The sequence below is a fragment of the Streptomyces sp. NRRL F-2580 genome (assembly GCF_000720115.1).
Classification (GTDB): domain Bacteria; phylum Actinomycetota; class Actinomycetes; order Streptomycetales; family Streptomycetaceae; genus Streptomyces.
This window is the reverse complement of sequence record NZ_JOIR01000032.1, coordinates 38,009-60,439: the sequence shown is the minus strand read 5'-3', so window position 1 is coordinate 60,439 and position 22,431 is coordinate 38,009. Positions and strand designations below refer to the sequence as shown.

General features: G+C 69.4%; 26 protein-coding genes and 1 pseudogene. 18 read left to right on the top strand and 9 right to left on the bottom strand.

From position 1 onward, the window contains the following. The first annotated feature begins 60 nt into the window (after positions 1 to 60). The gene (locus IF88_RS0129200; RefSeq protein ID WP_030718959.1) at positions 61 to 264 is read left to right on the top strand and encodes a hypothetical protein; all 204 of its coding nucleotides are present in this window, start codon (positions 61 to 63) and stop codon (positions 262 to 264) included. A 30-nt stretch (positions 265 to 294) separates the two neighbouring features. Here the strand turns inward: IF88_RS0129200 and IF88_RS0129195 are convergent, their stop codons facing one another. Next, positions 295 to 852, bottom strand: coding sequence for a hypothetical protein (locus IF88_RS0129195; protein WP_234323737.1), 558 nt, complete (start codon positions 850 to 852; stop codon positions 295 to 297). 98 nt (positions 853 to 950) lie between these two features. After that, the gene (locus IF88_RS0129190) at positions 951 to 1,172 is read right to left on the bottom strand and encodes a hypothetical protein (protein ID WP_030718954.1); all 222 of its coding nucleotides are present in this window, start codon (positions 1,170 to 1,172) and stop codon (positions 951 to 953) included. A gap of 114 nt (positions 1,173 to 1,286) precedes the next feature. On the opposite strand from IF88_RS0129190, the gene IF88_RS0129185 reads away from it, so the two are divergent. Together IF88_RS0129185 and IF88_RS0129180 are read left to right on the top strand one after the other, a co-directional pair. Next, positions 1,287 to 2,123, top strand: coding sequence for a helix-turn-helix domain-containing protein (locus IF88_RS0129185; protein WP_030718951.1), 837 nt, complete (start codon positions 1,287 to 1,289; stop codon positions 2,121 to 2,123). Next, positions 2,107 to 2,361, top strand: a complete 255-nt coding sequence (locus IF88_RS0129180) for a DUF397 domain-containing protein (protein WP_030718948.1) — start codon at positions 2,107 to 2,109, stop codon at positions 2,359 to 2,361. Before IF88_RS0129185 ends, IF88_RS0129180 begins: the two co-directional genes overlap by 17 nt. On the opposite strand, the gene IF88_RS0129175 is transcribed toward IF88_RS0129180, so the two are convergent. Together IF88_RS0129175 and IF88_RS0129170 are read right to left on the bottom strand one after the other, a co-directional pair. After that, positions 2,348 to 3,751 (bottom strand): PQQ-binding-like beta-propeller repeat protein, encoded by a 1,404-nt coding sequence (locus tag IF88_RS0129175; RefSeq protein ID WP_030718945.1) that lies wholly within the window; start codon positions 3,749 to 3,751, stop codon positions 2,348 to 2,350. The two genes, IF88_RS0129180 and IF88_RS0129175, sit on opposite strands and share 14 nt — an antisense overlap. Positions 3,752 to 3,815: 64 nt before the next feature. Then, complete coding sequence (locus IF88_RS0129170; RefSeq protein ID WP_030718942.1) at positions 3,816 to 5,009, bottom strand: S8 family peptidase; 1,194 nt, start codon at positions 5,007 to 5,009, stop codon at positions 3,816 to 3,818. A gap of 367 nt (positions 5,010 to 5,376) precedes the next feature. Between IF88_RS0129170 and IF88_RS0129165 the strand changes: the two genes are divergently transcribed. Together IF88_RS0129165 and IF88_RS0129160 are read left to right on the top strand one after the other, a co-directional pair. Next, positions 5,377 to 5,718 (top strand): protease inhibitor I9 family protein, encoded by a 342-nt coding sequence (locus IF88_RS0129165; RefSeq protein ID WP_030718940.1) that lies wholly within the window; start codon positions 5,377 to 5,379, stop codon positions 5,716 to 5,718. A gap of 103 nt (positions 5,719 to 5,821) precedes the next feature. Continuing rightward, a complete protein-coding gene (locus tag IF88_RS0129160) occupies positions 5,822 to 7,462 on the top strand; it encodes a serine/threonine-protein kinase (protein ID WP_030718938.1) in 1,641 nt (546 codons plus the stop codon). A 417-nt stretch (positions 7,463 to 7,879) separates the two neighbouring features. On the opposite strand, the gene IF88_RS0129155 is transcribed toward IF88_RS0129160, so the two are convergent. From IF88_RS0129155 to IF88_RS0129145, 3 genes are all read right to left on the bottom strand, one after another. After that, on the bottom strand, positions 7,880 to 8,623 hold the full coding sequence (locus tag IF88_RS0129155) for an SDR family oxidoreductase (RefSeq protein WP_030718935.1): 744 nt from the start codon (positions 8,621 to 8,623) through the stop codon (positions 7,880 to 7,882). Between the two features lie 79 nt (positions 8,624 to 8,702). Next, positions 8,703 to 9,302, bottom strand: coding sequence for a phosphoribosylanthranilate isomerase (locus IF88_RS0129150; RefSeq protein WP_030718927.1), 600 nt, complete (start codon positions 9,300 to 9,302; stop codon positions 8,703 to 8,705). A 31-nt stretch (positions 9,303 to 9,333) separates the two neighbouring features. Then, positions 9,334 to 9,894, bottom strand: coding sequence for a hypothetical protein (locus IF88_RS0129145; protein WP_030718925.1), 561 nt, complete (start codon positions 9,892 to 9,894; stop codon positions 9,334 to 9,336). A gap of 352 nt (positions 9,895 to 10,246) precedes the next feature. Between IF88_RS0129145 and IF88_RS0129135 the strand changes: the two genes are divergently transcribed. Continuing rightward, a complete protein-coding gene (locus IF88_RS0129135; RefSeq protein WP_324617213.1) occupies positions 10,247 to 10,912 on the top strand; it encodes a TetR family transcriptional regulator in 666 nt (221 codons plus the stop codon). Positions 10,913 to 11,055: 143 nt separating this feature from the next. On the opposite strand, the gene IF88_RS0129130 is transcribed toward IF88_RS0129135, so the two are convergent. Continuing rightward, positions 11,056 to 11,652, bottom strand: coding sequence for a hypothetical protein (locus tag IF88_RS0129130; protein WP_158754629.1), 597 nt, complete (start codon positions 11,650 to 11,652; stop codon positions 11,056 to 11,058). Between the two features lie 216 nt (positions 11,653 to 11,868). On the opposite strand from IF88_RS0129130, the gene IF88_RS0129120 reads away from it, so the two are divergent. The 6 genes from IF88_RS0129120 to IF88_RS0129095 all read left to right on the top strand — a co-directional run bounded on the left by IF88_RS0129120 (position 11,869) and on the right by IF88_RS0129095 (position 17,459). Next, positions 11,869 to 13,383 (top strand): DHA2 family efflux MFS transporter permease subunit, encoded by a 1,515-nt coding sequence (locus tag IF88_RS0129120; protein ID WP_030718916.1) that lies wholly within the window; start codon positions 11,869 to 11,871, stop codon positions 13,381 to 13,383. 37 nt (positions 13,384 to 13,420) lie between these two features. After that, a complete protein-coding gene (locus IF88_RS42420; protein ID WP_158754627.1) occupies positions 13,421 to 14,074 on the top strand; it encodes a TcmI family type II polyketide cyclase in 654 nt (217 codons plus the stop codon). A gap of 581 nt (positions 14,075 to 14,655) precedes the next feature. Beyond that, positions 14,656 to 15,084, top strand: coding sequence for a nuclear transport factor 2 family protein (locus IF88_RS0129110; RefSeq protein WP_030718911.1), 429 nt, complete (start codon positions 14,656 to 14,658; stop codon positions 15,082 to 15,084). A 32-nt stretch (positions 15,085 to 15,116) separates the two neighbouring features. After that, positions 15,117 to 15,929 (top strand): response regulator transcription factor, encoded by an 813-nt coding sequence (locus IF88_RS0129105; RefSeq protein WP_078893212.1) that lies wholly within the window; start codon positions 15,117 to 15,119, stop codon positions 15,927 to 15,929. Positions 15,930 to 16,032: 103 nt separating this feature from the next. Then, a complete protein-coding gene (locus tag IF88_RS0129100; RefSeq protein ID WP_051837739.1) occupies positions 16,033 to 17,253 on the top strand; it encodes a cytochrome P450 in 1,221 nt (406 codons plus the stop codon). Between the two features lie 11 nt (positions 17,254 to 17,264). Next, positions 17,265 to 17,459, top strand: coding sequence for a ferredoxin (locus IF88_RS0129095; protein ID WP_030718902.1), 195 nt, complete (start codon positions 17,265 to 17,267; stop codon positions 17,457 to 17,459). Positions 17,460 to 17,521: 62 nt separating this feature from the next. On the opposite strand, the gene IF88_RS42415 is transcribed toward IF88_RS0129095, so the two are convergent. Beyond that, positions 17,522 to 17,980: a nuclear transport factor 2 family protein gene (locus IF88_RS42415; protein ID WP_078893211.1), complete on the bottom strand. Its 459-nt coding sequence runs from the start codon at positions 17,978 to 17,980 to the stop codon at positions 17,522 to 17,524. A gap of 239 nt (positions 17,981 to 18,219) precedes the next feature. Here IF88_RS42415 and IF88_RS48370 point away from each other — a divergent pair. From IF88_RS48370 to fabG, 6 genes and pseudogenes are all read left to right on the top strand, one after another. Then, a pseudogene (locus tag IF88_RS48370) lies at positions 18,220 to 18,390 on the top strand (TcmI family type II polyketide cyclase); the annotation flags it as partial. Positions 18,391 to 18,480: 90 nt separating this feature from the next. After that, positions 18,481 to 18,813: a TcmI family type II polyketide cyclase gene (locus IF88_RS48365; RefSeq protein WP_030718896.1), complete on the top strand. Its 333-nt coding sequence runs from the start codon at positions 18,481 to 18,483 to the stop codon at positions 18,811 to 18,813. Next, positions 18,810 to 20,081 carry a beta-ketoacyl-[acyl-carrier-protein] synthase family protein gene (locus IF88_RS0129080; RefSeq protein ID WP_030718891.1) on the top strand — a complete coding sequence of 424 codons (1,272 nt, stop codon included), beginning with the start codon at positions 18,810 to 18,812 and terminating at the stop codon, positions 20,079 to 20,081. Before IF88_RS48365 ends, IF88_RS0129080 begins: the two co-directional genes overlap by 4 nt. Then, positions 20,078 to 21,271, top strand: coding sequence for a ketosynthase chain-length factor (locus IF88_RS0129075; protein ID WP_030718888.1), 1,194 nt, complete (start codon positions 20,078 to 20,080; stop codon positions 21,269 to 21,271). Before IF88_RS0129080 ends, IF88_RS0129075 begins: the two co-directional genes overlap by 4 nt. A 40-nt stretch (positions 21,272 to 21,311) precedes the next feature. Beyond that, the gene (locus IF88_RS0129070; protein WP_030718886.1) at positions 21,312 to 21,578 is read left to right on the top strand and encodes an acyl carrier protein; all 267 of its coding nucleotides are present in this window, start codon (positions 21,312 to 21,314) and stop codon (positions 21,576 to 21,578) included. 35 nt (positions 21,579 to 21,613) lie between these two features. Continuing rightward, the gene (gene fabG, locus IF88_RS0129065; RefSeq protein WP_030718884.1) at positions 21,614 to 22,399 is read left to right on the top strand and encodes a 3-oxoacyl-ACP reductase FabG; all 786 of its coding nucleotides are present in this window, start codon (positions 21,614 to 21,616) and stop codon (positions 22,397 to 22,399) included. Positions 22,400 to 22,431 lie beyond the last annotated feature (32 nt).

The window sequence follows — 22,431 nt, the reverse complement described above, 5'->3', positions numbered from 1 at the left end:
GCGGCGAAGGGGGAAGCTGGTGTTGAGGTGTTGGCGTCCCTCGTCCCCACGGGAGTTCTCATGCGAGCACGACTTCTCGGCTTCACCGCCGCCCTCGTACTGGCCGCGCTCGGCGCCACGGTCCCCGTCGCGCAGGCCGCCGTACCGGCCGTCACCGGGCCGGTGTGCGTGGACGGAAGCGGAACGGTGGAGTACGACTCCACCGCCGGCCAGTGGATCTGCCTGGGCGGCGCGTACGACGGCGAGCTCATCACCAAGAGCTGAGCGGCGGCCGTACGCGCTTCACGAACCGGCTCAGCCGGCGGCGGCACGCAGGAACCGCACCAGGTCATCGGTGCCGTAGCCGAGCTTCGGGCCGCGCTCGGCGGCCATCAGCAGCAACTGGCCCACGATCTCGGCGCCCCAGCCGTCCGTACCGTCCTGCGACCATTCCCACAGCTTCTCGATGCCGAGGTCGGACATGAGCAGCCCGTGCTCCGCCCGGATCTCCCGGCAGGTCTCGGCCACGGCATCCAGCAGCCGTGCGCCCGGCCGCTCGCAGCGCAGCCCGAAGTACCCGCCGACGTCCTCGACGGCACACCCCTCCGGCGGCCTCGCCTTGAGCCCCTCGTAGCGCGGATCGTCGAACTCCGGATGCTCCCCGAGCGGGCAGTGGATCAACGTGAAGCGCTGCCGACCCGGCGGCGCAGGCGGCAGCGGCCGCCTCGCCGTCAGCCCGAAGGCCTCGTGCACCAGCGCCGTCGCCTCGTCCTCCGTCCCGGCCGACCGCTTCTCCCGCCGGTCCCCGTCATCGCCGACCGCGGTCCACAGCCCGCTGCCCTCGTCGTACTGCACGCGGACGGAAAGTCCCATACCCCCACGCTTCCACCCGCCCCGGACGACCACGGCCTCCAAGCCGCGCAGCCTCCAGCCCAGTTCGAAGGCGAACTGGGCGGCATCGACCGCCTCGCTCACTCGCCCGCCGCCCGCTCGTGCAGTACGGCTGCCAGCCGGAGGGCGGTGTCCAGGTTGCAGCGGCCGAGATCCACGAGCGGCAGCCCGTACGAGCCCGCCGCCGAGACCCGCTCCACGTCGAGCGACGGGAACAGCACCCCCACCCCGGCCAGGGACTCCTTGAGCTGCCGCACCGCCTCCTCGGCCGCCTGCATGCGCTCCTGTGGAGTGAGCACCATGACATGTCACCTTTCTACTCTGAGTGTTCGTCTTCGATACACAGAGTGGCGACGGGCTCGCTAGCCTTCAAGGAAGCACCGAGAACAACCCCACCTGTTGGCCCGGGAGTTGCCATGGCAGGTAAGAACCTCGACCCCTCCTCCTCACCCCGCGCCCTGCTCGGCGCCGAGCTCCGCGTGGCGCGCGAGCGAGCCGGGCTCAGCCAGGCCGAGTTGGGCGAACCGCTCTTCGTCAGCGGCTCGTTCATCGGCCAGCTCGAAGCCGGCACGCGCCGCATGCACATCGAGTTCGCGCGCCAGATAGACGACATCCTCGACACGAACGGCTTCTTCGTCCGCAACTGCGGGGCGGCGGCCAAGTCCAAGTACCCGGACCACTTCGCGGCGGCGGCCGAAGCGGAGGCTCTGGCGACGGCCATCCGCGAGTACGCGCCGCAGACCATTCCTGGGCTGCTGCAGACCGAGGCTTACGCTCGCGCCGTCTTTCGCGCCTATCAGCCCACGGCGCCAGAGTCGGTGATCGATGAACTGGTCACGAACCGCCTGGCCAGGGCCACGCTGCTTGATGACCCAACAACCCCATTGTTGTGGTGCGTCTTCGGCGAGGCTGTGCTGCGCTGCGAGGTGGGGGGGCCAGCCGTGATGACAGAGGCGCTGAAGCACATCGCGAAACTGATTGGGGAGCACCGGATCATCGTCCAGGTGATCCCGTTTCGTGCGGGAGCCCACGCAGCGATGGGCGGTTCCCTTCAGCTGCTTTCGTTCGAGGATGCCCCTACCCTCGCCTACGTTCAAGGCAACGGCACGGGCCAGCTGTTCGACGATCCCGCCACGGTCTCTCGACATTTCCTGACCTACGATCTCCTCACGGCCAGTGCGCTGCCTCCCGCGCAATCGCTGGCCTTGATCGAGTCCGTAGTGGAGGGGTACGAACGTGAAGCAGGAGCCTGACTACGATTTGTCGGCGGCCGTCTGGCACAAGTCGAGCTACAGCGACGGCAGTGGTGGCAGCTGCGTGGAGATGGCCACCTGGCGGAAGTCCACCCACAGCGATGGCAGCGGCGGCAACTGCCTGGAAGTTGCCGACGGCCACCCCAGCGTCGTTCCCGTCCGGGACTCCAAGGTTCCGGACGGACCTCACCTCACCTTCCGGGACACCGCCTGGACGGCGTTCGTCACCAGCCTCTGACCCGCGCCAGCACCACGTACGACGGCAGTTCGCCGGCCGGGTCCAGGTTCACGAACGTGTAGCCCTCGGGGCCCTGCGGGTAGATCTCGAACCGTCTGCCCAGCGGGACCTCGCGGAGGATCGTGGGCTCGGCCTTCCGCCTGCCCGTGGTCCCGTCCAGGTGCCACAGGTGCGTCCGCGCGGCGGTCGACGTCACCACGTCGACCCCACCCGGGTCGCGGCCCTGCACGAGCCCGAGGACCGTCGCGCCGTCGAGCGCGGCGTGCCACACGCGCTTGCCGTCCAGCACCGAGTACGCGGAGACCCCCGGGACCTTGCCCTTCACCGGGGTGATCAGCAGGTCGCCGCTCACCACCGGTGCGGGCCCCTCGGTCAGGTCTTCCTTCGGGCCTGCCACCGGCACCGCGCCCCGCTCGCGCCCGGCGTCGTCGAACATCAGCACCGAGCCGCCGGCGCGCAGGACGATCGGCTGCGCCGACAGCATCCGTACCTCCGCCGACGGGCCTGCGGTGCGCAGCGGGCTCTGCCAGGCCGGGGCGCCGGTGCGCGCGTCCAGCCCGATCAGCCGGGCCGAGCCGCCGCCGGGGCAGTCCTCCACGTACAGCACCCGGTCCGCGGCCCCGTCGAGCGCGCGGACCCGGCAGCCGGCCGGTACCGGCGCCCGCCAGCGTTCGTCGCCCGTGCGCAGGTCCAGGCCGAGGAGGGCGCCCTCCGTCACGACGACGGCCGTATCGCCGACCGCGGCCACGGGCACCTCGGCCGCGTCCCGGCCCGGCGCCACCGGGAGGTCCTTGGCCCACAGCTTCCCGCTGTCCTTCAGGTCCACGGCCAGCACCTGCCCTCCGCAACCGTCGGGGGTGCGCGTGGCGGCGACGAGCCCGATGCCGTTGGGGATGGTCCGGCTCACGGCGCAGAAGGTGACGTCCCCGCCCGCGCCCAGCCCTCCGGCCGAGCGACCCCCGCCGTCGTAGAGGCGCAGGCCGTCCGCGCGGACCCGTACGAGCCCCGACGACGGGCGCAGCCAGGCGCCGATCGGCCGGCCCGACTCCGGCTTCTCCCGCTGCCACCAGGTCCACACGTACGCCTGCGGTCCGCGCATCCCCTCGTACGCCTGCCACGCGGGCCACAGCGCGGCCAGCGCGACGGTCGCGGCGAGGCACCGGACCAGCGCGCCCCTGGCGGCACGGCGTCCGCACGCGAGCAGCACGTACGCGAGGAGCCCCAGGGCGGGGGTGAGCAGAAGCAGTCGGCTCCTGCCCCGCGTCCAGTCGACGAAGGCCATCCGGCCGAGCAGGACGAGGTACAGCGCGGTCACGGCGGCGACCGCCACCCCGGCAACGAACAGGGCGCGCGGCAGCCACCGCGCGCCCTGGGATGTGTGGTTGTCCATGATCCCCCCCCTCAGCGCAGCCTAGTGGGCGTGCCTATCGGGAGATCCGGTCACCCGGTCCGGGTCAGAGGCCCGCGGTGAAGAGCAGCTTGTTCGGACTGGCGGGGCTGAGCTCGCTCAGCCCGTCCTTGGTGGATTCCTGCTCGATGAACTGCGCGATCTCTTCGGGCGCCGCGCTCGGGTGCGCCTGCTTGTAGAGGACGGCGACACCGGCAACGTGCGGCGCGGCCATCGACGTACCGTCCAGCGCGACGCTGCCGCCACCGAGCTTCGCGGAGACGATCGCCTCGCCGGGGGCGTAGGCGGTGACGCACCTGCCGTAGTTGGAGAAGGAGGTTTCCTCGTCGTACTGGTTGGACGCGGCGACCGTCAGTACGAGGCCCGCGGATGCCGGCGAGACGCCGCAGGCGTCGACCGCGGAGTTGCCCGCCGCGACGACCGGCAGCACGCCCGCGTCGGTGACCGCGTCGGCGGCCGCGTTGACCGCCTCCGACCGGTCCCCGCCCAGGGAGGCATTCAGGACGGCGGGCTGCTTGGCGTTCTTCGCCACCCAGTCCATGCCCGCGATGATCCCCGACCAGGTGCCCTTGCCGTCGCAGCCGAGGACGCGGACGCTGACCAGGTTCGCCTTGCTCGCGATCCCGTACGTCTTGCCGGCGACCGTGCCGGCGACGTGCGTGCCGTGGCCCTGGCAGTCCTGCCCGTTGCGGCCGTCACCGATGGCATCGAAACCGAAGGTGGCACGGGTGGCGTCGGGCCCGCCGAACTCCGTGTGGCCGTAGTCGATGCCGGTGTCGAGGATGTACGCGGTCACCCCGGCGCCGTTGCCCTCAACGGTGAAGTTGTTGTCCAGCGGCAGCTCCTTCTGGTCGATGCGGTCCCGGCCCCACGAGTTCGACGGTGACCGCGTCCCCGCCGCGGAGGCCGGCATCGGCACGGACTGGACCGACGCGTCCTCCTCGACCGACTTCACGCCCGGGGCGTTGCGGACGAGCGTCAGCTCCAGCGGGGTCAGCGGCACCGCGAAGCCCGTCATCGCCGAGGTGTAGACGAACGACGGCTTCAGGCCCAGCTTCTTCGCGACCTTCGCCGCGTCCTGCCCCTTCTCCAGGGTCACGATGTACTTGCCGGGCACCGGGTTGGCGGCCTTGACCAGCGGGGCCGGTTCCGGCTCCGGGGCCGCGGCGGAGGCGGTACCGGCCGCTACCGGGGTGACGGCGAGGAGCGCGGTGGTGGCCAGGCGGGCGAGCAGGCGCATGGAAGGAACTTTCTGAGGGGGTCTCGGAAGACAGACATGGGTGAGCCGCCCTCACGGCGCCAGGTGCTCCTGCGGGGGCGGCCCTCAGCTCCATCGGTGCCACCTCCCAGCGGGTCGAACCACCCCCTCACCTGGTTGCCGGTCCGACGTCCGCGTCGGACCGGCGGTCGCCCGGCCGTGCAGAAGGGTCGTCCCGCTGCGCCGTCACACCCTCTGCTCCGGCCCGCGCACCCGACACCGCCGCAGCAAGATCACCCGTACGGCCCGCCCCCACACCAGGGAGCGCACGGCCCATGCGCCGCTCCGTGCCCCCGCCTCACCCCGGGACCTCTTTGACCTGCACCGCAGCGCGTGATGGCCTCGACGCATGCGCAACCGTCTGAGCCGAGCCCTGCCCGTGGCCGTCGCCGTCCTGGCCGCCGTCACCGTCGCCCTGCCCGCGTCCGCGGCCACCGCCGCCGAGTCCGTGCCCGTACCCCACGCGGCTCCCGCCGACCACGCCACGTACATCGTCACGGTGCACCCGGGCCTCGACCCGGCCGCCGTCGCGGACGCCTACGGGATCACCCCGCTGCACGTCTACCGCAAGACGCTGAACGGCTTCGCCGCCCGCCTCTCCCCCGAGCAGGTCGAGGACCTGCGGGCGACCGCGGTCGTCGAGTCGGTCGAGAAGGACGGCAGCGTGACCTCGTTCGGCGCCGGCATCTGATCTCGGCGGCCTCCCCCGACAACTCCACGCCTTTACGCGCCGCTTAAAGTAAGGCGGATCAACTCATCGGTTGATCGGGGGGTCGGGGGGATCGGGGAGGCCGATGAACAGCGCGACCGACATGTTCGAGCCGCTGCACGCGGAGGATCCGCAGACCGTGGCCGGGTACCGCCTCGCGGCCCGGCTCGGCGCGGGCGGCATGGGCCGGGTCTACCTCTCGCACACCCCGGGCGGCCGCCCGGTGGCGATCAAGGTGGTCCGGCCGGAGCTGGCCGAAGACCCGGCGTTCCGGCGGCGGTTCCGCCGCGAGGTGGTGGCGGCCCGACGCGTCCGGGGGGCGTACACCGCCGAGGTCATCGACGCGGACGCCGACGCGGTACCGCCGTGGCTGGCGACCCTCTACGTACCCGGGCCCTCGCTGTCGGAAGCCGTCGCCCAGCGCGGACCGCTGCCGGTGCCCGCGGTGCTGTGGCTGATGGCGGGCGTGGCCGAGGCCCTGCAGGCCATCCACGCCGAGGGCATCGTGCACCGGGACCTCAAGCCGTCGAACGTGCTGCTGGCCTCCGACGGGCCCCGCGTCATCGACTTCGGCATATCGACGGCGTCCGACACCACCGCGCCCACGGCCACCGGCAGCACCATCGGCACCCCCCAGTACATGGCCCCCGAACAGGCGTTGGCGGGCGAGACCACCGCCGCCACCGACGTCTTCGCCCTGGGGCAGACGGCGGCGTTCGCCGCGCTGGGCGAGCCCCTGTACGGCACCGGCCCCTCCATGACCGTGCTGTTCCGGATCGTGCACTCCAGCCCCGACCTGTCGCGGCTGCCGGAAGAGCTGCAGCCGCTGCTCGCCCGGTGCCTGGCCGCCGACCCGGAGGAACGGGCCACCCCGACGGAGATCGTGGAGTGGTGCCGCAAGCAGCTGGGCGAGGACGCCGACGACACGAGCGGCGGCGGCCCGGCGATCTGGCGGGAGGTGCTGGGGCCGGAGGTGGTGGTCCCCGATCCGGCTCCGACCCCGGTGGCAGGCCCGGCCCCGTACCCTGCCTCGGCGCACGTGACGCCGATCGACTGGGGGCCGAAGCCGGTCACCCCGGAGGAACGGCGCAGGCGCGGCCGGCGCGCAGCGGTGATCATCACCACGCTGACGGTGATCGGAACGCTGATGGTGGGCAGCCTGGTCTGGCTCCTGGTGGACGCGGCGCAGAAGGTACGCCGGGACGAGGCGGCCGCGGCCGCCTCGTCCAGGTCACCCAGCCCGGCGGCGTCGGGAGCGTCCGGCTCGCCCACCGGCGGCAAGGCGGCCGCCGGACCCGCATCGGGCGCGCCCAAGTCCCCCGAGCCGTCCAAGCCGCCCACGCCGGTCCCCTACCCGGGGGTGCGCCTGGGCGAGGAGAACTCGATCGACATCAAGGAACCGGTCGAGCGCAAGGACGGCGACCGCGGCGGGGACATCCGCCTGGAGTGCGACAGACTGGACTGCGACCTGACGAGCGACACCAGCGTGATGACCACGATGTACGGCAAGGCGGGCTCCGCCAATTACGACACGTGCCGCCGCTACGGAGAGGTCGCCAAGCCACACGCGATCCCGCTCGCCGCGGTTGCCTCCGGCACGGAGATCTGCGTCAGGCGTTCCTCGGGGGAGGTCGCGATGTTCGTGGTCCAGATCGAGTCGAACACGCGGTTGGCGGGCCTGCCGAGCTGGCTCACCATGGACATGACCGTCTGGCGCACCCCCTAGCCCCCTCCCGGGGCTCCGCCCCGCACCCCGCGCCTCAAACGCCGGCGAGGCTGAATTGTGCGGCGGGTGGTGCGCCCAGGCTGGAAGGTGCGGCTCAAAGATCGGGGCTCCGCCCCGCACCCCGCTCCTCAAACGCCGGAGGGGCTGAATGCGCGGCGAGGCTGGATTGGTGCGGCGAGGCCGAGGGATCGGGGCAGCCGGGCCGGTTGGGACGGGGGTGGGTGTGTGCCGGGGTGATCCCCGCAGGGTGCCGAACACAACGAGGCTGCGCTCTCCGACCCCCCGACACGTTCGGCGCCCGAGGAGACACCCCGGCGCGCGCCCACCCCCGGCACAACCGGCCCCCTCGTGCCCCGCCCAAGCGGCGCAGCCAACCCGCAGCCGACCCCCACCCGACCCCGCCCGGCCCACGCAGTGTCAGAGGCCCGCGCCGCCCGTCGCGTCGACGACCCGGCCCGTTACCCAGCGCGCGTCGTCGGAGGCGAGGAAGCCGACGACGTCCGCGATGTCCTCGGGGCGGCCGACCCGGCCGAGCGCGGCGAGCGAGGCGGCGTGCGCCTCGGCCTCGGCGTTGCCGCGCAGCCAGCCCGCGTTGACGTCGGTGTCGACGATGCCGGGGGCGACCGAGTTCACGGTGATCCCGCGCGGGCCGAGCGCCTTCGCCAGGTTCAGGGTCAGGGTGTCGAGCGCGCCCTTGGTCGCCCCGTAGGCGAGGATCTCGGGCATCGCGATCCTCGCGGCGCCGCTGGAGATGTTGACGACCCGGCCCCCGTCGCGCAGCCGCCCGAGGGCCTCCTGCACGACGAAGAACGGTGCCCGTACGTTCACGGCGAAGACCCTGTCGAAGTCCTCCTCGGCGACCTGGCCGAGCGGAACAGGCAGTCCTATGCCGGCGTTGTTGACGATGATGTCGACCCCGTCGAGCCCCAGCGCGTCGTACGCGGCCCAGAGCGCGGCGGCGTCGCCGTGCCGCCCGAGCTCCGCGTGGAGCGCGTGGGCCCGGCCGCCGTCCTTGGTGATCCGCTCCACGGTCTCGCGGGCGGCCGCCTCGTCGTTCGCGTACGTCAGCACGACGGTCGCCCCGTCGGCGGCGAGCCGCTCGGCGATGGCCCGGCCGATGCCCCTGCTGCCGCCCGTGACCAGCGCGTTCTTGTTCCGCATGGGTCCCTCCCCGATTTAGTAACGATCACTACAGAAAGACCGTAACACGATTTCCTTAACGCTCGCTACGTAAATCCGACTAGCTCCGGGCCGCCTCGATGAAGGCGCGGATCAACTCCGGCGACTTCACCCCGCGTTCGCGCTCCACCCCGCTGGACACGTCCACGCCCCAGGCGCCGGTCACCTCGACCGCCTCGCGCACGTTGCCCGGGTTCAGCCCGCCGGCCAGCAGCCAGCGCCCCTCGGGCGCGGCGAAGTCCGCCGAGCCCCAGTTCCACGGCTTGCCGGAGCCGGGGTCGGGGGCGTCGAGCAGGAGCAGGTCCTCGCCGTACTCCCCGCAGCGCTTCACGTGCTCGGCGGTGGCCCGTAGCAGCGTCCGGCCCTCGGCGCGCAGCGCCGCGAAGTCCTCGGGCCCCTCTTCGCCGTGCAGCTGCACCCCCCTTACGCCGCTCTCCTCGGCGAAGCGGCGCACCTCCGCGACCGTCTGCCCCCGGAACACGCCGACGGTGAGCACGCCGTCCGGCACCCGCGCGGCGAGCTCCCGCGCGGTGGCGGCATCGACGGTGCGCGGGCTGCCGGGCGCGAACACGAACCCCACGGCATCGGCCCCGGCCGCCACGGCGGCGTCGAGGTCCCGCGCGGTCTTCAGCCCACAGATCTTGACGAAGAGATCAGCCATGAGCCCAGCGTATGCGGCCGGGGCGACGGCCTCAGCGGCCCAGCTGCCCGGGGCCCAGCACCGAGCCGCCGATCGCGGCCGCCAGATGGGCCGCCCCCACCTCGTCGGCGTACGCGAAGTGCACGTAGACCGTGTGCCGGCCGTCCGGATGGTCCTCGTTGACGTCGAGTTCCACCCGCTGGTTGGTCGTGTGCGGCGACGCGGACGGGATCTCGGGGACGCACGGCCAGTCCCCGTACCAGAGCATCGTGGCCGCTCCGCCGCCCAGCGCGCGCAGGAAGCCCCGTTCGACGGGGCCCGGGGCCGCGTACGCGTCGCCGGTCAGCGGCAGTTCGGCCGCCAGTTCCCGGTCGTCGCCGGGCAGTTCGGCGCCCGCGAACCAGACGTCCCGGGCCCAGTCGTACGACGGCTCGAACAGGCCCGTCGGCAGCAGTCCCGCCAGCCCCCGGGCCTCCTCCACGGTGTGCGCCTGCGCGCACAGCCACATCTGCGCGTCGAGCGGCTTCATCCGCGCGCACAGCAGTCGGGCCCGCCGGTAGGCCTCGGCGAGGTCGTCGGGCCGGAACACGGGGTAGGCCTGCGAACTTCCCATCGCCTCAGCAGCCCCGCTCCGGCTCGCCCAGCAGCCGCGCCTTGGCGTACGCCTCGGCGGGATCGCCGGTGCGGTGGACCGGGTACGCGACGGAATTGCCCATGGCCGTACCGTCACACGCCCACACCCGCCCCGGCCAGCGGTTTTACCAGGCCCCGGCAGCACCGCCCCGATACGCGCGACCAGCCCCTTCCCGTCCGCCGTCGCAGACAGACCGAGGCCCCACCCTGTAAGATCGCCCCCTGAAAGGTGACCTGATTTCGGCGCCCGGATACAATCTCAGCACTCGCATCCTTGCTAGCCTGCGGCACCTTTCTGCCGCCAGGGCGTCAATTCGCCCAATTCCGCTCACGTGGCAGGGCCAAATAGGGGCGACGGACAACGATTTAAGACGTCCCTAGTGCAAGGGGTTGCCGGAGTGGCGGGACTGCGAGAACGGAAGAAGGCGCAGACGCGAAAGCGCCTGGCGGACGCCGCATTCACCCTGTTCCGCGAGCGCGGATTCGAGAATGTGACCGTTGCGGAGATTTCCGACGCCGCGGAAGTGGCCGTGAGCACACTGTTCGCCTATTTCCCCTGCAAGGAAGCGCTGGTCTTCGACGCCGAGGACGAGTACGACCGCGCATTGACGGCCGCGGTCCGTGACCGCGACACCGGCGTCTCGATCCTGGACGCGCTCGAGGCGCACCTGGCGCCGGTGGCGCAGCCCGCGCCGGGCGGCCCGTCCGGCGAAGACTTCGTCGAACTCGTCAAATCCACACCGGCGCTGCTGGATTACGCCGGCCGGGTGCGGCACCGCTGGGAGGCCAGCCTCGCCGCCACCCTGGCGCAGGAGGCCGGGGTCCCGGAGGGCGACCTGCTCGCGACGGCCCTCGCCCGCTTCATCCTGGACGCCATCTTCCTCGTCACCTACGGGGATCACTCCCCGGCGGATCTGGCGTCCGTGTTCCAGCGACTGCGGTACGGCTGGGCGGACTTCGGTACCGCGGCCGCCCGGAAGCCCGACACCGCGGAGTAGGGCCGCCGGCGCCGCGGACCAGGACCGTGCGCTCGGTGTCCAGCGGCCCCGCGAGCCCGGCCTGACCGGCAAGACGCCCCCCTAGGGGCGATGCCACTCCCCGCGGCACCGAGCGGTCCCGTCAGGGCGTTCGAGTGCGGGGATCACATACGGGGATCACGTGCGGAGCCGGTCTCGATCCGCACCGACACCGATGCCTCGTGCGCATGGAGGACAGCGGGCAGGCCGCGCACCACGCGCCGCAGCTCCCGGCTCGCCGGCACATCGGCCGCGGGGCCACCGCCGTACTGTGCGGCGCCCGGGCAGGGCAGCTCCGTACGGCGGGCGCTTCGGTCACCCCCGTAGACAAGGGTGAGATCCCGCTCCCACTCCCCCAGGGCGCGTACGCCGGCGGCGTCCAGATGGAAGACGATCCGTCCGTGTCCGTCCCGGGGCCGCAGTTCGAGGCGGTCCGGCCGGCCGCGTACGACGGTGCATCGCCCTTCGGGCCCCAAGTCGGCGGCGGAGAGCCGGTGGACGAGGTACCCGAGGAGGGACGGGTCGGCGTCCAGATGAAGACAGCACGGTCCCGTCGCGGCCCCGCGCAGCCCGAAGGCGCCGCCGCCCAGCGACTCGACGTCCGTCGCATACTCGATCAGCGCCGCCAACACATGGCGTTCCAGGCGTAGTTGCCCCGGACAAACGGTTGCAGCGGCTCGGCATGCGGTGACCACCCGCCGCTCGAACGGCGTGAGCCTCATGGCACCAACTCCCCGTAGCGCTTCAAGGCGGTCAGCGGCTCGAGCGGTACGTCCATCGGCCCCTCCTCGGCGAGCACCCCCGTCCGGATCGGACCTGGGGTGAGGCCAACCATGCCCCGAACCGAGCCCGGAAGGCAAGTGGATCCGTATTGACATGCACTTCAAATTCAGATCTACTCTGAACTCGTAGTGACTTCGCCATTTTGAGGAGGACTCATGAAAGTGACGGCTACGCGCCGCTGGCTGGCCCTCGGTGCGCTCGCTCTCGCGATGCTGACCGTCGGGCTCGACATGACGGTGCTGAACATCGCCCTGCCGACACTCGCCCGCGACATGCACGCCGGCACCGCGGCCCTGCAGTGGTTCAGCACCGCCTACACCCTGACGCTGGCGGGGGTGATGCTGCCCGCCGGTGCGCTCGGCGACCGGTTAGGGCGGAAGAAGGTCGTGTTCGGCGCCCTGATGCTGTTCGGCGCGGCCTCGGTCTGGTGCGCGCTCGCCTCGTCGTCCGGCGAGCTGATCTCGGCCCGCGTGCTTCTCGGTGTCGCGGCGGCAGCGCTGATGTCCCTGTCGATGGGGATGATCCCGGTGCTGTTCCCCGACCCGGCGGAACGCGGCCGGGCCACCACCGTGTGGATCACGGCGGTGACACTCGGAATGCCGTTGGGCCCCATCGTCGGCGGCCTGCTGCTCAACCACTTCTGGTGGGGCTCGGTGTTCCTGGTAAACATCCCGACCGTCATCATCGGCGCGCTCGCGGTGGGCCTGTGGATGCCGGAATCCCGCAGCCGGGTCCGCCGGCCGATCGACCCGGTCAGCGTGGTGCTCTCGGGCGCCGGACTGGTCGGTCTCACCTACGGGTTGATCCGGTTCGGCGACGAAGGCTGGGGTGACGGCACGGCCTGGGGAACCTTCGCGGCGGGCCTCGCCCTGATCGCGGGCTTCGTCGCCTGGGAGCGGACCCGGGAACACGCCCTCGCGGATCTCAGCCTCTTCGGGGACCGCGGATTCAGCATGGGCACCATCTACCAGCTGATCAACGCCTTCGCGATGTTCGGCCTGTTCTTCACCATCCCGCTGTACTTCCAGTCGGTACTCGGCGTCGATTCGCTCGGCAGCGGTCTGCGCATGCTCCCGATGATCGGCGGCCTGCTGGTGGCCTCGAACTTCCTGGAGGGCCTGCGCGACAAGATCGGTCTCAAGGCGACCCTGATGATCGGCTTCGCCGTCCTCGCGGTCGGGATGGGACTTGGCTCGCTGACCGACATCGGCACCTCGTACGGGTTCGTCGCCGCCTGGATGGCCATCGTCGGCCTCGGCATCGGCCTGGTACTGCCCACCTCCATGGCCCTGGCCGTGGGCGCGCTCACCCCCGAGCGGGCGGGCGCCGGATCGGCCCTGCTGTCGGCCCTGCGCCAGGCGGCCGGCACCACCGGTGTCGCGGTGCTCGGCACGGTGCTGTCCACCCGGTACCACTCCGAACTCGGCCCGCTCAACCACAAGCCGGTCTCCGAAGGCGTCGGCTCCGGTGTAGCCGTTGCCGACTCGCTCGGCGACCAGGCGATGCTCCACGGCGTCCAGACGGCCTTCATGAGCGGCATGAGCCTGCTCCTCAGCGTCTGCGCCGGAATCGCGGTCGTCGGCCTCGTCCTCGCGGCGGTCACCACCAAGAACCGCACCACCGAAGCCGGGGCGCAGCTGCCCGAGGTGGAATCCGCGCCGATCGCGTAACCGAATATCGATACTCTCCCACCAGGAAGTGATGAACATGCGCACCATGGTCACCGTCGCGAAGATGGACCAGAATTCCATTCCCGAGGTCTCGAAGCTGTTCGCCGAATTCGACAGCACGGAAATCCCGAACATGATCGGATTGCGCCGCCGCCAGCTATTCATTCACGACGACATTCAGATCCACCTGTACGATTTCGCCGAGAAGTCCGACCAGGCCGCGCTGGAAAAGGTCAAGACCGATCCGCGAATGGGTCGACTGGCGATCGACATGAAGGTGTTCGTCACGCCGTACGAACCCGAAACATGGAACTCCCCGGCCGATTCCACGGCTTTCTGCTTCCACGACTGGGAGGGCGAGCCGTTCGAGAACCAGGGTCGGACGAATACCGCCGTCACCATCACCCGGATGGACCAGGCGATGATTCCCGCCGTCTCGAGTGCCTTCCGGGAGTTCGAATCCACCGAATCCTCCCGATCGACGGGAATCCGTCGGCGCCAGCTGTTCGCCTTCAAGGATCTGTGCATCCACATTCAGGACTACACCGGCAGCAATGGTGCGGATATCGCACAGAAGGCCGCTTCGGACATCTGGTTCGGCAAGGTGGTCCGGGACCTGCCGGAGCTCGCTCTCGAGGAGCCGGCGACGGACGGCATCGCGAGCCGCTTCTACGGCTGGGAGGCGTCATGACGCGATGAGTCGCCGGCGTCTGCGGATCGCGGCGCTGCCGGGCAGGCGTGAAGCCTCTGGTACCGGAACTGGTCTGCCAAGACCAGGTCCGCGCACCAGAGGCTTCACGCCTGTCTGTACCACTTCAAGAAGGTTCGACCCGCAATATGCATTCACGCAACGTCACCTGACGATTACCTTTGGCGATAGGTCGACGAAAACATGATGCGAGGAGAATTGCCTAGCAACTATGATTACGTTGTGACTTCGACTCGTGTACGCTCGACGCGACAGGAATCAGACACGGGATGCGCCCCTCGGCCCGGCCAGAGGGCAGGCATGGTCGCGCCGGGCGTGCAGGGCATCGGCCGCCACCGCCGCCGGCCATGGACGGCAGCCGACCGGTACGCGGTCGGAATGTCGTCGCGCCGAGGCATGCATCGATGTTCAGGAGTTCACCAAAAACCGGGGGTAACTCTTGCAGTTTCGTGCAGCTGCAGGTAATTCGGCGGGATGAAACGACTCGACCGGCCCGCGGTGACACCCATCACATGGGTCCCGTTATGGTTGCGTAACCGCTAGAGAGGCTACATGATCATCCAATGAAAACAAGCCACTTAGACGCCGAGATAAGTTCACTTCTTGACCGATACGTTCTCGGGCTCGACTACGACAAACTTGACGACGAGTGGGCGTCCAGCCTTTTCTCGGAAGATGTGCTCATCGAGTTCCCCGTCAGTCGGCACGCGGGAATCGACGGCCTCGTCGAATATCACCAGAAGGCGCTGGCGATGTGGGATCGCACCCATCATCTGAATACGCCGGCGATTGTGAGCATCGCTGCGGATCGCGCGATGCTTCGCGCCAATATGACGTCGGTGCATGTGCACCACCAGCGGGATGGCGAGACGCTGCCGCACTACGTGTCCGGTACCTACGTCACGGGCGACGCGGTGTATACCGAGCAAGGCTGGCGCCTTTCACGCCTTTCGTTCGAGCTGATATGGAAGACCGGTAACCCGCCGCACTGAGCGGGGAACTGAGAACGGGGGATAACAGCACAATGAAAGCGACTGCTCAAGAAGAGTTAACCGAAACCCACAACGGCGAGCACCGCGCGACGGTCCGATCGATCTTCGGCATCCGGCGCGGCGCCGCAGCACCACCTCCACCGCCGGCGCCACCCCGGAACGTCTCGGACACCTGGCGGATCCTCGTCGCCGAGAGCAACCAGACCGATCGCGCGACGCTTACCGAAGCCCTCGCGCGCCATGGCCACGATGTCGCTGCCGTCGACTCGGGCGGGGACGCACTGGCCTCGTTCGAGACCGCGGACCTCGTGCTACTGGACCTCGATCTCCCGGACCTGGACGGCCTCGAGGTGTGCCGCGAGATCCGGGCGGCCCGCGACATCCCGGTCATCGCCGTCACCTCGCAAGGGTCCGAGCTCGACTGCGTTCTCGCGTTGCAGGCCGGAGCGGACGACTACGTCATCAAACCCTACGGGCTCAGGGAACTGATGGCCCGTCTGAATGCGGTGATGCGGCGTTCGCGCCAGACCACGCACACCGATACGGGCGCCGATGACGCGGCCGTGCTCGAGCACGGCCCGCTCCGGATCGACAGCGACTCCCGTGAGGTCGAGGTGCACGGCGAACCGGTCCCGGTGACGCGCAAGGAGTTCGATCTGCTCGCCCTGCTGGCCAGCACGCCGGGACGGGTGATCTCGCGGGAATCCATCATGCATCAGGTCTGGGGAGAATCCTGGTCACGCCGCACAGTCGACACGCACGTCAGCAGCCTCCGGAGCAAGCTGGGCGAGCCGGACTGGATCGTTACCGTTCGTGGGGTGGGATTCAAACTCCGCAGCTTGTGATGACAATTCATGTGCGGAGAATTGACATTCGCTGAACCTGACCGTGTAGATGCCCGGGCTATCGTGAGTTTGCAGAAAGCGCAAACTCCGACCAAGGGGTCTCATGGCGAACGCCGATGTCGACGAGAACAACGAACTCGTCACTTTCCCAATTCAGCGCACATGCCCTTTCTCCATTCCGCCGGTCTACACCAAGTTCCGGGAGGAATCACCGATCAGTCAGGTGGTCCTCCCGGACGGCGGAAAGGCCTGGCTCGTCACCAAATACGACGACGTGCGGGCCGTGATGGCCAATCCCAAGCTCAGCTCGGACCGTCGCGCACCAGATTTTCCGGTCGTGGTGCCCGGGCAGAATGCGGCACTGGCCAAGCATGCCCCCTTCATGATCATTCTCGACGGCGCGGAACACGCGGCGGCGCGGCGGCCCGTCATCAGTGAATTCTCGGTGCGGCGGGTCGCCGCGATGAAACCGCGGATCCAGGAGATCGTCGACGGATTCATCGACGACATGCTGAAGATGCCGAAGCCCGTGGACCTGAATCAGGTCTTCTCCCTGCCGGTTCCGTCGCTGGTGGTCTCCGAGATCCTCGGCATGCCCTACGAGGGCCACGAGTACTTCATGGAGCTGGCCGAGATCCTGCTGCGCCGCACCACCGACGAACAGGGCCGGATCGCCGTCTCGGTCAAGCTCCGCAAGTACATGGACAAGCTGGTCGAGGAGAAGATCAAGAATCCGGGCGACGACCTGCTGAGCCGGCAGATCGAACTGCAGCGGCAGCAGGGTGGTATCGACCGGCCGCAGCTTGCCAGCCTGTGCCTGCTGGTGCTGCTGGCAGGGCACGAGACCACGGCGAACATGATCAATCTCGGTGTGTTCTCGATGCTTACGAAGCCGGAGCTCCTCGCAGAGATCAAGGCGGATCCCTCGAAGACCCCGAAGGCCGTCGACGAGCTGCTGCGGTTCTACACGATTCCGGACTTCGGCGCGCACCGGCTGGCGCTGGATGACGTCGAAATCGGCGGCTTCCTCATCCGCAAGGGCGAGGCCGTCATCGCCTCCACCTTCGCGGCGAACCGCGATCCCGCGGTGTTCGACGATCCGGAGGAGCTCGACTTCGGCAGGGACGCACGGCATCACGTGGCCTTCGGCTACGGGCCGCACCAGTGCCTGGGTCAGAACCTCGGCCGCCTGGAGCTTCAGGTCGTGTTCGACACGCTTTTCCGGAGACTGCCGGATCTGCGCCTGGCCGTGCCGGAAGAGGAACTGTCCTTCAAGAGTGACGCATTGGTCTACGGCCTCTACGAGCTGCCCGTGACCTGGTGAAAGAGGCGACCATGAAACTCGAGAAGAATCACGACCGCTGCATCGGCGCGGGTCAGTGTGTGCTGACCGAGCCGAAGATCTTCGATCAGGACGACCGGGGCCTGGTGAGCGTCCTGATCGAGCGGCCCCGGGGCGCCGACGAGGCCGCCGCCCGCAAAGCGGTCTACATCTGCCCGGCGAAGGCGCTGTCCATCGTGGAGGAGTGATCGGATACGGAGCCGCGCCGGGGCCTTCCTCATGGAGGAAGGCCCCGGCGCGGCTTCACCTGTCATCGGTCGTTGTGCATGCCCTGATCGTCGCCGGTGGTCCAGACGGGTTCGATCCCGATCCGGGACAGGAGCCATGACCCGTCGGCGGTCCGCACGGCGGTGAAGGTGTAGCGGGCGCCCAGATCGAAATGCTTGCCCACCCCGTCCCGGCTCACATGCACCGCCGTGATGTTCGCGTGAATGGTCGCGCTGTCACCCTCCGGTTCGGGCAGCACATTGGTGACGGAGTGCATGGTGGTCGCCCAGGTGAGGTCGTCACGCAGCATGCCGGCCAATGTCTCACGGCCGTCGATCCGGATATCCGGCGCCACTTCCATCGTCACGTCCGGAGCGAATACCGTCGACAGCGCCTCGTGGTCGCGGGTGTCGACCGCGTGCGCGAACCGCGCCACCAGCGCCTGCAGCGCGAAGAGGTCTTCCATACGTTTGATCGCACTGATCGTATCCATCTTGGTCATACCTGTGATGCTGCACTTCGAACTGTCTGCGACGCCTCGACTTCAAGATCTTCTGACAAAGCTCTGACGAAGGTTTTTCCTCTGCGCACATCGTTGAGCCTCCGGCATCGAAACCCTGCAGGGTCCTGAAGTTGCCCGTATTGAAACCTGTATCGGGCACCGGAAGACTCGTTCTCGTCACCAGCTGACCCTCTCAGCCGATTCGGGATTCAGTCCGCTCGAGATACGGAGAAGGAAGTATGCACAGCAGTGTCATCGTGGGCAGGATCGAACCTGGGTCCACCGAAGAGGTCGCGGGCGTCTTCGCGGGGCTGGACGGCGAGCCGTCCGGCACCCGGAATCTCCTGCGCCGCCAGCTCTTCGAGTACAAGGGCATATACATCCACCTCCAGGACCACACCCAGGAGAGCCTGACCGAGGTCGTGGAACACGGCGCCGACGACCAGCTCGCGACCCGGTTCTACGAGTGGCACGGCCATCCGGTGACCGAGGAGCACCGGATGTACAGCACCGTGATCGTGGCCCGGCTCGACCCCGCCGACATCGACACCGTCGCGAAGCTGTTCGGAGACTTCGACAACGGCACCGAGCTGCCGCACACGATGGGCACCCGGCGCCGGCAGTTGTTCGCCTGCAACGGGCTCTACTTCCACATCCAGGACTTCGAGTCCGACAACGGCGGTGAGCTGATCGAGCGGGCGAAGTCCGATCCGCGCTTCGTGCAGATCCAACAGGATCTGCTGCCTTACATCTCCGTCTTCGATCCGCAGACATGGCGCTCGCCCGCCGACGCCATGGCGTCGCGCTTCTACACCTGGCAGGTCACGGCATGAGCAAGCGTCGCGTGGTCGTCACCGGGATGGAGGTGCTGGCTCCCGGCGGCGTGGGCAGGGACAACTTCTGGTCCCTGCTGAGTGAAGGCCGTACGGCCACACGGGGGATCACCTTCTTCGACCCCAGCCAGTTCCGGTCGCGCGTGGCCGCGGAGATCGACTTCGATCCGTACGCGCACGGCCTGACCCCGCACGAGGTGCGGCGCATGGACCGGGCCGCCCAGTTCGCGGTGGTCGCGGCGCGTGGTGCCGTCGCGGACAGCGGCCTCGGGACGGATGCCCTGGACCCCTACCGCATCGGTGTCACCATCGGCAGCGCGGTGGGTTCCACGATGAGCCTCGACGAGGACTACCGCGTCGTCAGTGACGGGGGCCGACTCGATCTGGTCGATCGCGCCTACGCCGACCCCTTCTTCTACAACTACTTCGTGCCGAGCTCGTTCGCCGCCGAGGTCGCCCGTGCCGTGGGTGCGCAGGGGCCGAGCAGTGTGGTGTCGGCCGGGTGCACGTCCGGGCTCGACTCCGTCGGGTACGCCGTCGAGCTGATCAGGGAGGGCACGGTGGACGTCATGGTCGCCGGCGCCACCGACGCACCGATCTCGCCGATCACGATGGCCTGCTTCGACGCGATCAAGGCGACCACACCTCGCCATGACGAGCCGGAGCACGCCTCCCGGCCGTTCGACGCCACCCGCAACGGCTTCGTCCTCGGCGAAGGCGCGGCGGTGTTCGTCCTCGAGGAGCTGGAGAGCGCCCAACGCCGCGGTGCGCGAATTTATGCGGAAATCGCGGGATACGCGACGCGCAGCAACGCGTACCACATGACGGGGCTGCGCCCTGACGGCGCCGAGATGTCCGAGGCGATCACGGTCGCGCTCGACGAGGCCCGGATGAACCCCACCGCGATCGACTACATCAACGCGCACGGCTCGGGCACCAAGCAGAACGACCGGCACGAGACCGCCGCCTTCAAGCACAGCCTCGGCGATCACGCCTACCGCACCCCCGTGAGCTCCATCAAGTCCATGGTGGGGCACTCGCTGGGCGCGATCGGCTCCATCGAGATCGCGGCGTCGATCCTGGCGATCCAGCACAACGTCGTGCCGCCGACGGCGAACCTGCACACCCCCGACCCCCAGTGCGACCTCGACTACGTTCCTCTGACCGCACGCGACCAGTTGGTCGACGCCGTCCTCACGGTCGGCAGCGGCTTCGGGGGGTTCCAGAGCGCGATGGTGCTGGCCCAACCCGAAAGGAGTGCGTCATGACGGCATCTGTCGTGGTGACCGGACTGGGCGTCGTTGCCCCCAACGGGCTCGGCGCGAAGGACTATTGGAGTGCGACCCGGGTCGGCAAGAGCGGCATCGGCCCGCTCACCCGCTTCGACGCATCGCCGTATCCGGCGAAGCTCGCCGGGGAGATCGACGGCTTCGTGGCCGAGGATCACCTGCCCAGCCGCCTGATGCCGCAGACCGACCAGGTCACCCGGCTCTCGCTGGTCGCGGCGGACTGGGCGCTCGCCGACGCCGGTGTGAACCCCGCCGATCTGCCCGCCTTCGACATGGGTGTGATCACGGCCAGCTCGGCCGGCGGCTTCGAGTTCAGCCAGAACGAGCTCAAGAGCCTGTGGAGCAAGGGCGGCGAGTACGTGAGCGCGTACCAGTCGTTCGCCTGGTTCTACGCGGTCAACACCGGCCAGATATCCATCCGCAACGGGATGAAGGGCCCCAGCGGCGTCGTCGTCACCGACCAGGCCGGCGGTCTCGACGCGGTGGCGCAGGCCCGGCGTCAGATCCGCAAGGGCACCTCTCTCGTGGTAGCGGGCGCTGTGGACGCGCTGCTGTGCTCCTGGGGCTGGGTGGGACTGCACACCAGCGGCCGGCTGAGCACCGAGGAGGAACCCACCCGCGCCTACCTCCCCTTCGACGACCGGGCGGCCGGCCATGTGCCCGGCGAGGGCGGCGCCCTGCTCATTCTGGAATCCGCCGACTCCGCCCGCGCCCGCGGAGCCAAGGTGTACGGCGAGATCGCCGGCTACGCCGCCACGTTCGACGGACGCGAGCCGGGCCTGCGCAAGGCCGTGGAACTGGCCCTCGCCGACGCCGGCATGGTGCCCTCGGACGTGGACGTGGTCTTCGCGGACGGCGCGGCCGAGCCCGAGCTCGACCGGATCGAGGCGCAGACCCTCGTCGAGGTGTTCGGCGAGCGGGGCGTCCCGGTCACCGCGCCCAAGACGATGACCGGCCGCCTGTACGCGGGCGGGGCCGCCCTTGACCTCGCCACCGCCTTCCTCTCGATGGAGGCGGGCCTGATCCCCGCGACCGCCCACACGGAACCCGCCGACCGGTACGGCCTCGACCTGGTCGTCTCGCAGCCGCGCACCGCCGACGTTCGTACGGCGCTCGTCGTCGCCCGCGGTCATGGCGGCTTCAACTCGGCGATGCTCGTCCGTTCCTGAGCCCCTCATCCCGATCCCTTCCCCGAAAGGCAGGACCCTCATGTCTCAGGCCACTTTCACCCTCGACGACCTCAAGCGGATTCTCCTCGAAGGCTCCGGCGCCCCCGAGGGCAGCGGTCTCGACCGGGACACCCTCGACACCGAGTTCTCCGACATCGGCTACGACTCGCTCGCGCTGCTCGAGACCGCGAGCCGGATCGAGCGCGAGTACGGGATCGAGCTGGACGAGTCCGTCATGGGCGAGGCCACGACGCCTCGCGTCTTTCTCGACGCCGTCACCGCACACCTCACGGCACCGGCCGCCTGAGCACCGACCCACCAGCGAACCGAGAAGGGGAGAAAATGACACAGCAGGAGCAGCGCGTCGCCCTGGTGACCGGCGCCACCAGCGGGATCGGTCTGGCCGTGGCCCGGCTGCTGGCCAAACAGGGCCACCGGGTGTTCATCGGTTCGCGCACCGAGGACAAGGTGCTGACCACGGTCAAGCAGCTCCAGGAGGAGCAGCTCGACGTGGACGGCGCGGTCCTCGACGTGCGCTCGACGGACTCGATACGCGCCTACGTCCAGGCCGCCGTCGACCGGTTCGGCAGGATCGACATCCTCGTCAACAACGCGGGCATCAGCGGCGGCGGGGTGACCGCCGACATCGCCGACGACCTGTGGAACGACATCATCGACACCAACCTCAACAGCGTGTTCCGGCTGACCCGGGAAGTCCTCACGACGGGCGGCCTGCGCGACAAGAGCTGGGGCCGCGTCATCAACATCGCCTCCACCGCCGGCAAGCAGGGCGTGGTCCTGGGGGCGCCGTACTCCGCCTCCAAGCACGGCGTCGTCGGCTTCACCAAGGCTCTGGGCAACGAGCTGGCGCCTACCGGCATCACCGTCAACGCCGTCTGCCCCGGCTATGTCGAGACGCCCATGGCCGAGCGCGTACGGCAGAACTACTCCCGCCTTTCCGGTGCGCCGGAGAGCGCCATCCTGGAGAAGTTCCAGGCCAAGATCCCGCTGGGCCGCTACTCGACCCCCGAGGAAGTGGCCGGCCTCGTCGGCTATCTGGCCTCCGACACGGCGGCGTCCATCACATCCCAGGCCCTGAACGTCTGCGGTGGCCTCGGCAACTTCTGACCGCACCGCGCCCGTCCCGACCCGAGGAGCCC

Bases quoted from the DNA above. Each gene is read 5' to 3' on its own strand.
- IF88_RS0129185 (WP_030718951.1), top strand. From the start codon at position 1,287: ATGGCAGGTAAGAACCTCGACCCCTCCTCCTCACCCCGCGCCCTGCTC.
- IF88_RS0129165 (WP_030718940.1), top strand. From the start codon at position 5,377: ATGCGCAACCGTCTGAGCCGAGCCCTGCCCGTGGCCGTCGCCGTCCTG.
- IF88_RS0129070 (WP_030718886.1), top strand. From the start codon at position 21,312: ATGTCTCAGGCCACTTTCACCCTCGACGACCTCAAGCGGATTCTCCTC.
- IF88_RS0129100 (WP_051837739.1), top strand. From the start codon at position 16,033: ATGGCGAACGCCGATGTCGACGAGAACAACGAACTCGTCACTTTCCCA.
- IF88_RS42420 (WP_158754627.1), top strand. From the start codon at position 13,421: ATGCGCACCATGGTCACCGTCGCGAAGATGGACCAGAATTCCATTCCC.
- IF88_RS0129160 (WP_030718938.1), top strand. From the start codon at position 5,822: ATGAACAGCGCGACCGACATGTTCGAGCCGCTGCACGCGGAGGATCCG.
- IF88_RS0129190 (WP_030718954.1), bottom strand. From the start codon at position 1,172: ATGGTGCTCACTCCACAGGAGCGCATGCAGGCGGCCGAGGAGGCGGTG.
- IF88_RS48365 (WP_030718896.1), top strand. From the start codon at position 18,481: ATGTACAGCACCGTGATCGTGGCCCGGCTCGACCCCGCCGACATCGAC.
- IF88_RS0129175 (WP_030718945.1), bottom strand. From the start codon at position 3,751: ATGGACAACCACACATCCCAGGGCGCGCGGTGGCTGCCGCGCGCCCTG.
- IF88_RS0129105 (WP_078893212.1), top strand. From the start codon at position 15,117: ATGAAAGCGACTGCTCAAGAAGAGTTAACCGAAACCCACAACGGCGAG.
- IF88_RS0129080 (WP_030718891.1), top strand. From the start codon at position 18,810: ATGAGCAAGCGTCGCGTGGTCGTCACCGGGATGGAGGTGCTGGCTCCC.
- IF88_RS0129195 (WP_234323737.1), bottom strand. From the start codon at position 852: ATGGGACTTTCCGTCCGCGTGCAGTACGACGAGGGCAGCGGGCTGTGG.
- IF88_RS0129200 (WP_030718959.1), top strand. From the start codon at position 61: ATGCGAGCACGACTTCTCGGCTTCACCGCCGCCCTCGTACTGGCCGCG.
- IF88_RS0129110 (WP_030718911.1), top strand. From the start codon at position 14,656: ATGAAAACAAGCCACTTAGACGCCGAGATAAGTTCACTTCTTGACCGA.
- IF88_RS0129120 (WP_030718916.1), top strand. From the start codon at position 11,869: ATGAAAGTGACGGCTACGCGCCGCTGGCTGGCCCTCGGTGCGCTCGCT.
- IF88_RS0129155 (WP_030718935.1), bottom strand. From the start codon at position 8,623: ATGCGGAACAAGAACGCGCTGGTCACGGGCGGCAGCAGGGGCATCGGC.
- IF88_RS0129075 (WP_030718888.1), top strand. From the start codon at position 20,078: ATGACGGCATCTGTCGTGGTGACCGGACTGGGCGTCGTTGCCCCCAAC.
- IF88_RS0129145 (WP_030718925.1), bottom strand. From the start codon at position 9,894: ATGGGAAGTTCGCAGGCCTACCCCGTGTTCCGGCCCGACGACCTCGCC.
- IF88_RS0129130 (WP_158754629.1), bottom strand. From the start codon at position 11,652: ATGAGGCTCACGCCGTTCGAGCGGCGGGTGGTCACCGCATGCCGAGCC.
- IF88_RS0129170 (WP_030718942.1), bottom strand. From the start codon at position 5,009: ATGCGCCTGCTCGCCCGCCTGGCCACCACCGCGCTCCTCGCCGTCACC.
- IF88_RS0129095 (WP_030718902.1), top strand. From the start codon at position 17,265: ATGAAACTCGAGAAGAATCACGACCGCTGCATCGGCGCGGGTCAGTGT.
- IF88_RS0129150 (WP_030718927.1), bottom strand. From the start codon at position 9,302: ATGGCTGATCTCTTCGTCAAGATCTGTGGGCTGAAGACCGCGCGGGAC.
- fabG (WP_030718884.1), top strand. From the start codon at position 21,614: ATGACACAGCAGGAGCAGCGCGTCGCCCTGGTGACCGGCGCCACCAGC.
- IF88_RS42415 (WP_078893211.1), bottom strand. From the start codon at position 17,980: ATGACCAAGATGGATACGATCAGTGCGATCAAACGTATGGAAGACCTC.